Annotated in this window: 12 protein-coding genes and 1 pseudogene; 1 reads left to right on the forward strand and 12 read right to left on the reverse strand. The window is 37.6% G+C overall.

All coding sequences use genetic code 11. From position 1 onward, the window contains the following. Nucleotides 1–30: 30 nt before the first annotated feature. A complete protein-coding gene (locus L323_RS37130; protein ID WP_020816749.1) occupies nt 31–840 on the forward strand; it encodes a metallophosphoesterase in 810 nt (269 codons plus the stop codon). A gap of 58 nt (nt 841–898) precedes the next feature. On the opposite strand, the gene L323_RS37135 is transcribed toward L323_RS37130, so the two are convergent. From L323_RS37135 to L323_RS37185, 12 genes and pseudogenes are all read right to left on the reverse strand, one after another. Further along, nucleotides 899–2,629, reverse strand: a complete 1,731-nt coding sequence (locus L323_RS37135) for a phospho-sugar mutase (protein WP_020816750.1) — start codon at nt 2,627–2,629, stop codon at nt 899–901. A 221-nt stretch (nt 2,630–2,850) separates the two neighbouring features. Beyond that, complete coding sequence (locus tag L323_RS37140; RefSeq protein ID WP_242835324.1) at nt 2,851–3,414, reverse strand: hypothetical protein; 564 nt, start codon at nt 3,412–3,414, stop codon at nt 2,851–2,853. Between the two features lie 76 nt (nt 3,415–3,490). Beyond that, nucleotides 3,491–4,186: an LrgB family protein gene (locus L323_RS37145; RefSeq protein WP_020816751.1), complete on the reverse strand. Its 696-nt coding sequence runs from the start codon at nt 4,184–4,186 to the stop codon at nt 3,491–3,493. Then, the gene (locus tag L323_RS37150) at nt 4,183–4,533 is read right to left on the reverse strand and encodes a CidA/LrgA family protein (protein WP_020816752.1); all 351 of its coding nucleotides are present in this window, start codon (nt 4,531–4,533) and stop codon (nt 4,183–4,185) included. Before L323_RS37150 ends, L323_RS37145 begins: the two co-directional genes overlap by 4 nt. Further along, a complete protein-coding gene (gene uvrB, locus L323_RS37155; protein WP_020816753.1) occupies nt 4,533–6,506 on the reverse strand; it encodes an excinuclease ABC subunit UvrB in 1,974 nt (657 codons plus the stop codon). Before uvrB ends, L323_RS37150 begins: the two co-directional genes overlap by 1 nt. A gap of 145 nt (nt 6,507–6,651) precedes the next feature. Beyond that, a complete protein-coding gene (locus L323_RS37160; RefSeq protein WP_020816754.1) occupies nt 6,652–7,221 on the reverse strand; it encodes a manganese efflux pump MntP in 570 nt (189 codons plus the stop codon). A 97-nt stretch (nt 7,222–7,318) separates the two neighbouring features. Further along, nucleotides 7,319–8,330: pseudogene (trpS, locus tag L323_RS37165) on the reverse strand (tryptophan--tRNA ligase). 111 nt (nt 8,331–8,441) lie between these two features. Further along, on the reverse strand, nt 8,442–8,612 hold the full coding sequence (locus tag L323_RS41450; protein WP_020816755.1) for a hypothetical protein: 171 nt from the start codon (nt 8,610–8,612) through the stop codon (nt 8,442–8,444). Nucleotides 8,613–8,759: 147 nt separating this feature from the next. Beyond that, nucleotides 8,760–9,701: an ABC transporter permease gene (locus L323_RS37170; RefSeq protein ID WP_020816756.1), complete on the reverse strand. Its 942-nt coding sequence runs from the start codon at nt 9,699–9,701 to the stop codon at nt 8,760–8,762. Beyond that, on the reverse strand, nt 9,702–10,781 hold the full coding sequence (locus L323_RS37175) for an ABC transporter permease (protein WP_020816757.1): 1,080 nt from the start codon (nt 10,779–10,781) through the stop codon (nt 9,702–9,704). It abuts the gene before it with no gap. Next, a complete protein-coding gene (locus L323_RS37180) occupies nt 10,781–12,310 on the reverse strand; it encodes an ABC transporter ATP-binding protein (protein ID WP_020816758.1) in 1,530 nt (509 codons plus the stop codon). Before L323_RS37180 ends, L323_RS37175 begins: the two co-directional genes overlap by 1 nt. 123 nt (nt 12,311–12,433) lie before the next feature. Beyond that, nucleotides 12,434–13,597, reverse strand: coding sequence for a BMP family ABC transporter substrate-binding protein (locus L323_RS37185; RefSeq protein ID WP_020816759.1), 1,164 nt, complete (start codon nt 13,595–13,597; stop codon nt 12,434–12,436). Between the last annotated feature and the right edge of the window lie 29 nt (nt 13,598–13,626).

A 13,626-nucleotide genomic window follows, 5' to 3' on the forward strand; every position in this document is an offset into this window, starting at 1 on the left:
AAAAATGAATTAAAAAAACAGGAGAAATTAATGAGTTACATTATAATAACAAGCATTGCAGTACTTCTGCTGGTTTATATGCTGTTTGAAACCACCCTGCTAAAAAAGAATTACATCAGTTTCAGTAAAAGTTTAAAAGGCCTTAAAATCGCACATTTATCCGATTTACATGTAAATCATATTCATATTAGCAAAAAGAAGATTATAAATGCATTAAAAGAAGTTAATCCCGATATAGTTCTAATATCAGGAGATTATATTGAAACAGAGAATGATATTTCTAAAGCTCTGGATTTAATAAAAGCAATAGCTGATATTTTCCCCGTATACCTTACACTTGGAAATCATGACCATAAAGCACTTCTCAACAAGAAGAAGGGTGTGAAAAGCTTTATTGTCCAACTGGAACAAACCGGGGCTGTCGTCCTGAACAACGCAGCCACAAGTATATACAAAAATAATACTACTTACAATATTATCGGTATTGATGACCTGAAAAGGGGAAAACCTGATTTGGCTAAAGCATTTGAAAATATAGATTCTACATCGGATAACTGCATTAATATTGCATTTTCCCATAACCCTGATACGGTACTTACATTATCAAAAAACAAAGCTGACTACTTTCTATGCGGTCATTTTCACGGGGGGCAGATTTGGATGCCTTTTCATCTGGAGTTCAGGATTCTGAGAAGAGAACAGCTTTGCAGGATGGGATACAGGAGAGGGCTCCATAAAATTAACGGAATAATTGTTTATATTAACAGAGGCTTGGGTAATGTTCTGTTTCCTTTACGATTCCTTTCGGTTCCGGAAATTGCAGTAATCCAGTTCCCATAAATAAAAGGCCCTTAAAGCAGGTGATAACACCTATTTTAAGGGCTTTGTTAAACTAAAATTATAAAAGTGGTTTTATGACATCGAGGACTCCTGTCTTAAACCTTTCAAGTTTATTCTGTGAAAGATTAAGTGTCTTGTCTGATACTCCGTAATAAATTTTTATTTTAGGTTCTGTTCCTGATGGCCTTACGCAGAACCATGAACCGTCCTCCATTTCAAAATAAAGAACGTCCGACTCAGGTAAAGTGATTTTCTCGGTAGCTCCACTTGCAATAACATACCTTTCTGATTTCTGGTAGTCTCTTATGGCCTTAACCTTAATACCTCCGAATGCTTCATATCTGGTATTTCTCATAGTTGACAAGGCTTCTTTTATTCTCATAACTCCATCCTTGCCCTCAAGTGTAAAGGAATTGATGCCTTCAACAAAATAACCATACTTTTCATAAACATTTATAAGTGCGTCATACAATGAGATACCTTTTGCCTTGTAATAAGCAGCCATCTCAGCAACAAGCATTGATGCAACTACGGCATCCTTGTCTCTTACATCTGTTCCGGCAAGATAACCGTAACTTTCTTCAAAACCAAACAGATACTTCTGGTTTCCGGTTTCGTCTCTAAGCTTAATCTGTTCTCCAATAAATTTGAAGCCTGTTAGAACCTCAACCAACTCAATATTATAATAGTTAGCTATAACCCTTGCAAGTTCAGTAGTAACTATTGTTTTTACAACAAAACCGTTAGCAGGAAGCTTTCCATGTTCTTTCATTGCAGTAAGTATATATTCCAGCAACAAACATCCTGTCTGGTTACCAGTCAGAACTGCGTATTCCCCATCATTTTTCCTAACAACTACACCTACTCTGTCGCTGTCCGGGTCAGTTCCGATAATCAAATCTACATCATTATCTGACGCAAGCTTGATTGCAAGCTCAAAGGCTGATCTTTCTTCAGGGTTCGGGGATTTTACAGTTGAGAACTCTGAATCCGGAAGTTCCTGCTCCTTGACAACAAGCACGTGCTTAAAGCCGCTTTCTGCAAGTATTCTCCTTACAGGCTTATTTCCTGCCCCATGAAGCGGAGTGTATACAATTTTGAAGGTATCCGCAACCTTTGAAACAGCATCCTTGTTTATTCTCAAATTCTTTAGCATCTCAATATACGCATCATCGATTTCACTGCCTATAATTTGAAGGAGGCCTTTGCTTATAGCTTCTTCCTTTGAAATAATGTTAACTTTTGTAATGTCTTCAATCTTATTTATTTCAGATATAACCGCATTTGAACCGTCAATGGAAAGCTGTCCGCCGTCTTCTCCGTATACCTTGTAGCCGTTATACTGCTTTGGGTTATGACTTGCAGTTACAACTACTCCCGCAGCAGCTTTCAGGTATCTTACAGCAAATGACAATTGGGGTGTAGGTCTCAATTCGTCAAACAGATAGGCTTTGATACCATTGGCGCAAAATACCTTTGCAGCTTCCAATGAAAACTCCGGTGACATAAAACGTGAATCATATGCAATTACAATACCTTTATCCTGATTTCCAAGCTGGTTTATATAATTTGCCAAGCCCTGTGAAGCAACCCTGACTGTATAGATATTAATTCTATTGGTTCCCGCTCCGATAATACCCCTGAGTCCTCCTGTTCCGAATTCAAGACTTTTATAGAATCTGTCTTCAACTTCCTTAATATCGTTTTTTATGTTTAAAAGTTCTTTTTTTGTATCTTGATCGAAATATTCATTATCCAACCAAAAGTTAAGTTTTGAAAGGCATTCCATTATTTAAGCAACCTCCTAAAAATTTCATTTGAGTATTAGTATATCATAAATGTAATCAAATTCAATGAGGATTAGAAAGTTGAATATAAATCTAAACTGTAAAAATTTTATTTATCTGCGAAAGCTTTGAAGCTATATAAAAGCTGTACACGATATTACGCTTTATAAGCCTGTAGAAATGATTTAAGGTATATGCCACTTCATTTATAGTGCCTGATTTTTCAAAAAAAATCTTCAGCATCAAAATTAACACCTGCAATAGGCTTGTAGGCGTTTAAGCAACCGCTATAGGTAGCATATTTTTCAAGAAGCATATGAATTTCGTCGGGAATAACATTTTTAGAAATACATGTATCCCATAGAATGTTACCTTCAACAAGAGTTCTTACTACAAAATCAGAGCATGTATATGCCTTGTAGGTATCAAATTTACACCCAAGTAAAACTCCTATTGCAGCCAAAGAATTGTAAATATTCTCTTCCCTGTCATTTTTTATTTTATATATAAATAATTTTATTGATTCATACTGTTCTTCGGTTACAGGTATCCTAAATACCTTTATACAAACATCCGATTCCTTTCCCAGAGTAAACCTTTCCGGAAATTCTTTTACAAATCCTCCAACCAGAGGATTAGAAGCCCTATAGCGTGCAAACGAATACATCTCGTTCAGATTTTCCGTAAGGCTGATAGAGGAATGATTATAAAAACTTCTTGTAAAAACCCTTATTAATTTTCCCATTCTGGTAGGAGTTGAAGATAATACAACATAAATGTTCTTCATATTTTCACTTCCTTATAGTACATTTTCTATAATATAGTACGAAAATAATTCAAACATGTATGAAACTTGTCTTGTATTAAAAGAATCCAAATTTAAACAAAACAGTTGCAACTATAACCGTTACAAGTCCGGCAAGCCCAATAGCCAAGCCGCTCATAGCTCCTTCCGTTTCGCCTATATCAACAGCCTTTGTTGTTCCCAATGCATGAGATGAAGTTCCTATAGCTATACCCTTTGCTGTCTTATCCGTTATTTTGCATACTTTCAGTAACCATTCCGCAAACACGGCACCAAAAATACCTGTTATTATAATAGCGGCTACTGTAACAGAGGGTATTCCCTTCATTTGGGTTGATAATTCAATTCCCAGCGGAGTTGTTATAGATTTTGGTATCAGGGATGCAATCAGTTCCTTTGAAAGTCCAAAAGCCTTCGCCATAGCCCATACACTTAAAATTGCGGTAACTGATCCAATGATTACACCACCCAGAATGGCAACGTAATCTTTTTTTAAGGAGTTTATGTTCTTATATAATGGAACAGCCAGTATTACTGTTGCGGGTGTAAGAAAAAGAGAGATAAAATCTCCTCCCTTCTTATAATCCTCCAATGGAATGTGTAATGCCAGCAAAGTTCCAATAACCAATGCTATTGCAATCATTAAAGGATTGAAAAATGCTATCCTTGTTCTTTTGTTTATAAAAATACCTGTCTCATAAGCCAATATTGATATAAGCAGTGCAAACAAAGGTGATCTTATGATTTCTTTCATTTACCCTTCCTCCCTTTAATCATCTGTATAGTCCAACCGGTTACAATCATAACAACAAAAGTTGTAACGAAACATATAACCAATATAGGAAGGATACTTTTCTTTAAAATTCCCACGTAACCAAGTAGACCCACCCCTGCCGGAATAAAAAAGAAGGCAAGATGATCTATTAAAAACCTGCTTATCTCATCTATTTTGTCCAATTTAATGACCCCGGTTATCAGGCAAATAAAAAGCAATATCATTCCTATGATACTGCCCGGGAGCGGAACGTGCACTACTTTGTTCAATACTTCCCCAACAAAACAAATAATTAGTACGATTAAAAACTGCCTTAGTAGTTTCATTACTTCCCCCTGAGTGATTCTATCTTATCCCTTAATTCTGCTGCACGCTCAAATTGTAAATCAGCTGCTGCCTGCTTCATTTCCTTCTGCAGTTTAGCTATAAGTTTTTCAAGTTCCTGTTCAGACATTTGAGTTGCTTTCTTTCCTGTATAATACTTGTCCTCTTCTTCGGCAACCTTTGTGGCTTCCAGAACATCTCTTACGGATTTCTGAATAGTAGTCGGAACAATTCCATGCTTCTTATTGTAGTCCATCTGAATCTGCCGTCTTCTGTTGGTCTCACTTATAGCTCTATGCATTGAGCCCGTAATGTTATCAGCATACATTATAACCTTACCTTCAGAATTTCTGGCAGCTCTACCTATAGTCTGTATAAGTGATGTTTCAGAACGTAGAAAACCTTCTTTATCCGCATCCAGTATGGCTACCAGTGAGACTTCAGGTATATCAAGACCTTCTCTTAACAGATTTATCCCAATGAGTACATCAAAAACTCCTAAACGTAAATCTCTTATTATCTCCATTCTCTCAAAAGTGACAACATCGGAATGAAGGTACTTAACCTTTATGTCCAGTTCCTTCATATAGTCCGTCAAATCTTCTGACATCTTTTTAGTAAGGGTTGTTACAAGGACTCTTTGTTTCTTTTCAGCTCTCATATTAATTTCGCCGATTAAGTCATCTATCTGACCTTTTACAGGTCTTACTATAATCTCAGGATCAATCAAACCTGTTGGTCTAATAATCTGTTCAACTATCTGAGTAGAATGCTCTCTTTCATAAGCAGCCGGGGTTGCACTTACATATACCGCTTGATTCACCCGTTCCTCAAATTCATGGAATTTAAGAGGTCTGTTGTCAAATGCTGACGGCAGTCGGAAACCATACTCTACAAGAGATTCCTTTCTTGAACGGTCACCGTTGTACATGGCACCTACCTGTGAGACCGTAACATGAGATTCATCTATAACAAGCAGATAATCGTCGGGAAAATAATCCATCAGTGTATATGGTGAACTTCCGGCTTCACGGCCGCTTATATGACGGGAATAATTCTCTATTCCCTGGCAAAAGCCGATTTCAGACATCATTTCCAGATCGTATCTGGTTCTTTGCTCCAGTCTTTGAGCCTCCAGCAGCTTGCCTTCCATTTTGAACTGTTCCAGTCTTTCTTCCAGCTCTTTTTCTATAGTTACCATGGCACGGTCCATTTTAGGCCTGGTTGTAGCATAGTGAGAAGCCGGGAAAACAGCTATATGCTCCCTTGTTCCAACTATCTCACCCGTAAGATAATCGACTTCGGTGATTCGCTCTATCTCATCACCGAAAAATTCAACCCTTAAGACCTTTTCGGAGCTGTTTGCAGGGAATATCTCCAGAACATCTCCTCTTGCCCTGAACCTTCCTCTTCTGAAATCTATCTCATTTCTTTCATACTGTATGTCTACCAGCTTTCTGATTACTTCGTCCCGGTCCTTCTGCATACCTACCCTAAGGGACAGCATAAGGTCTGTGTAGTCCTCCGGGTCACCCAAACCATAAATACATGAAACACTGGCAACAATTATTACGTCCCTTCTCTCAAAAAGTGCGGCTGTGGCGGAGTGTCTCAATTTATCGATTTCTTCGTTTACAGAAGAATCTTTTTCTATATACGTATCAGTTGACGGTATATATGCTTCCGGTTGATAGTAATCGTAATAACTTACAAAATACTCAACAACATTATTGGGGAAAAACTCCTTAAATTCACTGCAAAGCTGAGCTGCAAGTGTCTTGTTGTGTGCAATTACCAGAGTAGGCTTTTGTACCTGCTCTATAACTTTAGCCATGGTATATGTCTTTCCTGAGCCTGTTACCCCCAAAAGTGTCTGATGTTTTTGGCCTTCTTGTATACCTTTACTGATTTTTGCTATAGCTTCTGGTTGGTCTCCCATGGGCTTGTACGGCGAAATAACTTCAAATTTATTCATAAAATTTAAACCTTTCTATACTTACCAGCCGGTTCAAAAGTAAAAACTACTTGATTACCGGCAACATTTATCCCTCTTTATACAATAATAAAAAATATTATACCACATATCAAAGGAAAAACAAACATACGTTTGGTAAATATATCTAGCCCCCGAAGAACATATGCTGTACAAATATCTTGACGCCTATTCCCAGTAAAATTAATCCGCCGACGATTCCTGCACGTTTTCCGAGCAAATTACCAAACCTTTTGGCCAGCAATATTGCAGCAGTACAGCATATAAAAGTTATAATACTGATAATTGTTATTGAATATAAAATATTAACATTGAGAGCAGACAAGCTCACTCCCACCGCCAATGCATCTATGCTGGTTGCAATTGCCTGTATTATAAGCAGCTTGAAGGTTAATGCAAATAACGAGCAATCCTGTTCTTCATCAGCGGTTATAGATTCGTGAAGCATTTTTCCACCGATAATGACAAGCAAAATGAAAGCTATCCAATGGTCGAATCTTTCTATGACGGTTTCAAAGGAATTTGCTGCATAATAACCTATTAAAGGCATTATCCCCTGAAATACTGCAAACATTATTGCCATCTGCAGAATATGTTTTACTTTTATTTTTTTGATACATAATGAATTTGATATTGATACGGCTGAAGCATCCATTGATAAACCTATTGCCAACAAAATCAGTTCTGTTAAACTCATGTAAGCCTCCATTAAACTAAATGCGGTAGAATTGTATTACTTAAAAAAACAGGGAATCATTTCAATACACCGCAAGAAATGAATCCCTTATACTATTTTAACCTCTAGGCAAAAGACCAATTTTCCTTTGAACCTTTGAAAGGGTTTTTTCTTGCCATGTAAGCAGCTTTTTCTGCATTTTCCTTTAGAATTAAGTTCAGTTGTTCCTTATCAGCTGAAAATTCGTTGAATCTCTGCTGAATTGGAACCAACATGTCAACTACTGACTGTCCTGCCGTTTCTTTTAAATCACCGTAAGACCTTCCTTCAAATTCCTTTTCAATGTCACTGATACTCTTTCCGGTAACACTTGAGTAGATACTGATTAAATTGCTGACACCCGGCTTGTTTTGCTCGTCATAACGTATTTCACGCTCTGAATCGGTAACAGCCCTTTTAAATTTACGCATTACGGCATCCTGTGAGTCAAGAATCAGAACAAATGCATTTTCATTTTCATCTGACTTGGACATTTTCTTTTCAGGTTCCTGAAGGCTCATTATTTTTGCACCAATTTTAGGTATAAAGGCTTCTGGAATTGTAAAAGTATCTCCATATATGTTATTAAATCTGTCGGCTACATCTCTGGTAATCTCTAGATGTTGTTTCTGATCCTGTCCGATTGGAACGAGATCCGCCTGATAAAGCAGGATATCTGCTGCCATAAGTACAGGATATGTGAACAAGCCTGCATTTATGTTGTCACCGTGTCTTTGTGACTTGTCCTTGAATTGGGTCATTCTGTTCAATTCACCCATATATGTGAAACAATTGAGAATCCATGCTAATTCTGCATGTGCACTGACATGTGACTGTAAAAACAGTATGCTTTTTTTGGGGTCAAGACCACAGGCCATATAAAGTGCCAGAAGATTTAAACTTCTCTGTCTTAATTCAGCAGGTTTTTGACGAACTGTAAGTGTATGAAGATCTACTACACAGTACAAGCACTCATACTCTTCCTGCAAAGGAATCCAATTCTTTATAGCACCCAGATAATTTCCTATGGTAAGGTTTCCTGATGGCTGAACACCACTGAAAATCCTTTTCTTTTGTTCTATCTGTTCCATCTAAAACACATCCTTACGAATTTATTTATTATTTTTCATTATTTCATACCTAAAGATTTTATATTAAAATATTGCCGTTAACAAGGTATTTTCAAACATATTGCAAAATAATCAGTCTTTCCCTTGAGACCTTTTATATGAAAAATATATAATATAGAATCCTACCGCAGCTATTAAATAAAATACACCTGAATTTTCCCGGCCTGACATAATGCGTATGATTCCAAAAACCAACAGCACCATTGAAAAAAATAAACTACCCAGCCTCAAAATCTTATTCATGCCGGAACAACCTCCTGTTACAATAAAATATTAACATCAAACATATTTTAGCACAGAATTTATATTATGTAAGCAATGAAGCAAACAATTTTAAATTTAAAGCCGTAAAACCAAAGATACCTTGACTTTACGGCTTCTACATTTATTCTATCGTTCTTCTCTGAAGTATGGTTCCCCAAGTGCTTTTGGCGGTTGGTTCTCCTTTGATTTTTTTATGGAAATCATAATAAGAACTATTATTGTTACCAGATACGGAAGCATGTCGAAAATACTTTGAGGGATCGGTACATGGCTTTGGAGATACAAACCCAAAATACTCAATCCGCCGAAGAAATATGACCCCAACATGGCTTTATAGGGATTCCAGGTTACAAAAATAACAAGTGCCACAGCTATCCAACCTCTTCCTCCCGTTACCCCCTCCTGCCATGACGGTACAGTAACCATTGACATATATGCACCGGCTATACCGCTCAAAGCACCTCCCAAAAGTATATGAAGGTATTTGTACATAGTAACGTTTATTCCTGCCGTGTCGGCGGCACCCGGGTTTTCTCCAACAGTTCTCATATTCAGGCCGATTCTGGTTTTATACATATATAGCCCCATTAATACCGCTGCTACATATCCTGCATAAACAAGAATGTTCTGATGGAAAAAAGCACTTCCAATAACCGGAATGTCTCCAAGCAAAGGAATTTTCATTGGTTTGAAACTGTTTCTTATGGAATCCGACAAAGCCTGTCCAATCATCTTTTGTCCTAAAAAGCTTGAAAAGCCCGTACCAAAAATTGTAAGTGAAAGACCTGAAACAATTTGGTTTGCTCTTAATGTAATTGTCAAAAATGCAAAAATCAATGCACCTCCTGCTCCTGCAATCATTCCTGCAATCATACCAATTACCGGATTGCCTGTAGATAAGGCAGCGCCAAAGCCTATAACGGCACCGATAAGCATCATTCCTTCAACACCAAGGTTTAACTGCCCAACCTTTTCTGTTATTATTTCTCCTAATGTTGCAAATAGTAAAGGAGTTCCTGCTGTAACGGCACCGGCTAAAATAAATGTAATCATACTTACTAAACTCATTTATGCCGCCTCCTTTCCGATTTTATGTTCAGTACTTCTGTTGCGTACAAGTTTGTATTGAATGAAAAACTCACTTCCCAGAACAAAGAAAAGAATCATTCCCTGAAGTATCTGTGCAACGGACGAATGAATGTTAAAAGCTGTTTGAATATAAGTTCCTCCCTGCTGCAGAACAGCGAAGAGAAAACATGCAACAACAATAACAGGAGCGCTCAGGCCCGCAAGCCAGGTTGTTATAATTGCTGTAAATCCGACCCCGTTTGCCACCTGATAACTCAGGGTATGGTTTACTCCCGATACCTGAAACATACCAACCATACCGCACAAAGCACCACTTAGCAAAATAGAAGAAAGAATTATCTTTTTTACATTCATTCCAGCATATCTTGCGGTATTTTCACTTTCACCGATTACCTGTATTTCGTAGCCTCTTTTTGTTTTATTAATAAAGATATGCATTAAAATTACTAATACAATGGCTGCAATCCATCCTATATGAATACCAAAAACCTTGGGAAGTGAGGCATTGTCGGAAAACAATGCAATTTTACCTGCTCCAAGTGCATTAGGGTCCTTCCATGGACCATATTGCAGATACATAAGAAATTTTTGTGCAATATAATTCATCATAAGGGTAAACAGTGTTTCATTTGTGCCGAACTTTGCCTTAAAGTATGCCGGAATCAGCGCCCATATACCTCCTGTGATTGCCGCAGAAACAAACATTAGTAAAAGCAGCAAGCCCGTGGGGATGTTTGAATGGTATAAAGCAAAATAACTGGCAGCGAAAGCACCCATTATTATTTGTCCTTCCGCTCCGATATTCCAGAACTTCATTCTGAAAGCTACTGATATACCAAGGGAGGTAATAATCAGCGGGATAGCCTGTATTATTGCTTCCTTGAATCTGTACGTGGAGCCGAATGAACCGTCAAGCATTGATACGTAGACATCTATGGGGTTAAACCCTATCAGCATAATAAATATACTGGTGGCAACAAGTGCTCCAAATATTGCAATGATTCTGAATATAACCGATTGTTTTTTTGTAAGGTCTGTTCTTTTAATAATTCTGAACATTACATTCCCACCCCCATTACCTTTTCCATATGTTCTCCTGCCATCATGAGACCAAGCTGTTCCTTGGTTATCTTAGATGCTTCGGCAATTCCTGTAATTCTGCCATTACAGACAACCATTATTTTATCGCAAAGTTCTATGAGAACATCAAGGTCTTCACCGATATAGAGTATACCGACACCCTTTTCCTTCTGCTCGTTTAGAAGGTCATAGATTGTGTAAGATGCGTTGATATCCAATCCTCTAACCGGATATGCAGTTATGAGCAAATCGGGGTTTGACTCTATTTCACGACCAAGAAGTACCTTTTGTATGTTACCCCCTGAAAGCTGCCGTACAGGATGGTTAATCCCCGGGGTACTGATTTCGAGCTTATTTATTAGTTTTTCTGCCAGATTTCTTGCAGTCTTCTTTTCTATAAAAACGCCCTTTTGATTTTGGTATTCTTTAAGAATCAGGTTATCAACCATCCCCATGGAGGCTACCAGTCCCATACCAAGTCTGTCTTCCGGGATAAAGCTCATGCTTATTCCCATTTTGATTATGTCACGAGGATTTTTTCCTACGATATTTTCACCTTTGTATTCTATAGAGCCAGAAGCGATAGGATACAAACCTGCTATAGCTTCGCACAGCTCTTTTTGTCCACTTCCAGCAACACCTGCAACTCCTAGTATCTCTCCTGTTGAAAGGGAGAAGCTAATGGCATCGAGAGCCTTAACATTTTCTTCATCTACTACTGTAAGATTCTTTATATCCAATATAGTCTTATTATTATTGTTTTCAACCCTATTAATTGAAAGATCAACAGCTTTACCTACCATCAAGTTTGTAAGCTCGGCGGCACTTGTATCTTCCTTGTTTACAGTACCTACTGTTTCACCTTTTCTCAAAACAGTAATTCTATCTGAAATTTCCATTACTTCATTAAGCTTATGAGTAATTATTATAACTGAACAGCCTGACTGCTTCATTTTTTTTAATATATTAAAAAGGCCTTCTGTTTCCTGTGGAGTCAAAACTGCTGTAGGTTCATCAAGAATTAGTATTTCCGCACCCCTGTAAATTACTTTTAATATCTCAACAGTCTGCTTTTCTCCTACAGACATATTATAAACCTTCTTATTAATGTCAACTGCCAGTCCATACTTTTCAGAGATATTTTTAATTTTCTGAGAAAGCTGTTTGTTTCCTATAAAGAAACTTTCCTTCTGTCCGGCTATAATATTATCTTTAGCTGATAATACCTCCACAAGCTTAAAGTGCTGGTGAATCATGCCTATACCCATTGCCATGGAGTCTTTAGGAGTCTTGAATGTAACCTGTTTTCCCTTGATGTATATACTTCCGCTATCCGGAGTGTATATACCCGAAAGCATGTTCATTAATGTACTCTTACCGGAACCGTTTTCCCCCAGCAATGCATGGATTTCACCCTTCTTTACCTCAAGGCACACATTATTGTTGGCGACAACAGGGCCAAAGGTTTTTGTTAAGTTGTCAATTTTTATATACACTTCGTTTTTCACAGCATCACCTTTTCATAATAATTATTTACCTGTTAAAATTTTAGCAGTAGCCGATTACCGACTGAATCGGTTCTATCAACTACTGCTAAATTGTCATTACTTCAATGTATCAAAAGCCTCTGATTATTTGTTTATTTTTCCGTTTACACCTTCAACAAACCATTTGCAGGACTGCTGTTCTTCAACTGTCATAACTTTTCCTTCAGGAATCTTTACGGCACCTGTCTGATCCTTGATAGGACCTGCAAGAACGTTTAATGAACCATCAAGAATCTTTTTCTTTGCTTCTTCAACTTTAGCCTTTATATCTGCATCAACCAAGTCTGTCATTGGTCCGATATCAACAACTCCGTCTTTCATTCCACCAAGATAGTTCTCTGCTTTCCATGTTCCGTCTAAAATCTTCTGAACCTGATCAACATAGTATACTCCCCAGTTCCATACAGGAGCTGTCAAGTATGCCTTTGGAGCTGCCTTGCTGCTGTCTGAATTGTAACCGATTGCAAATGCATTCTTTTCCTGTGCTGCAATTTGTGCAGCTGTTGAATCCTGATGCTGAGCTATAACGTCATTTCCTTCGTTAAGAAGTGCTGTTGCCGCATCCTTTTCCACCTGAGGATCATACCAGGTATTTGTCCATTTTACATTTACTACTGCATCCGGGTTTACGGAACGAACTCCAAGTGTAAAGAAGTCTATTCCTCTGATAACCTCGGGTATCTGCATTGCTGCAACATATCCGATCTTGTTTGTTTTTGTCTTTAATCCTGCAACTATACCTGACAGATATCTTCCTTCTTCAATCTGACCGAAATAGTTTACGAAATTAGTTCCATTTGATTTGTTTCCTGAGCAGTGGAAGAACTTTACATCAGGATGATCCTTTGCTGCCTTTTCAACAAAATCCATATAACCGAAGCTTGTAGCGAATATAGCCTTGCAGCCTTGGTCTATAAGATTATTAATTGATTTTTCAACTTCAGCTGTTTCCGGAACATTTTCAACTGCCAATGTTGTGATATTCTTGTCTTTAAGAGTAGTTTCAAGATATTTACGACCCTGATCATGTGCATAGGTGTATCCTACATCTCCAACTGATCCAATATAAATGAATCCTACTTTCAATCCGTTTGCATCTGTTGAAGATGAACCTGATGCTGTTGTGCCTGATGCCGTGGAGGTAGATGATGAATTTTCACTGTTGTCTGTTGCACTTAATCCACAACCGGATAATACTGCCATACAAACAAATACAATTGTTAGCATTAACGCCGTTAATCTTTTCATTTTGTTATCCCCCTATTTTTTAAATAAAA

It is taken from the genome of Ruminiclostridium papyrosolvens C7, from assembly GCF_000421965.1.
Lineage (GTDB): Bacteria > Bacillota > Clostridia > Acetivibrionales > DSM-1351 > Ruminiclostridium > Ruminiclostridium papyrosolvens_A.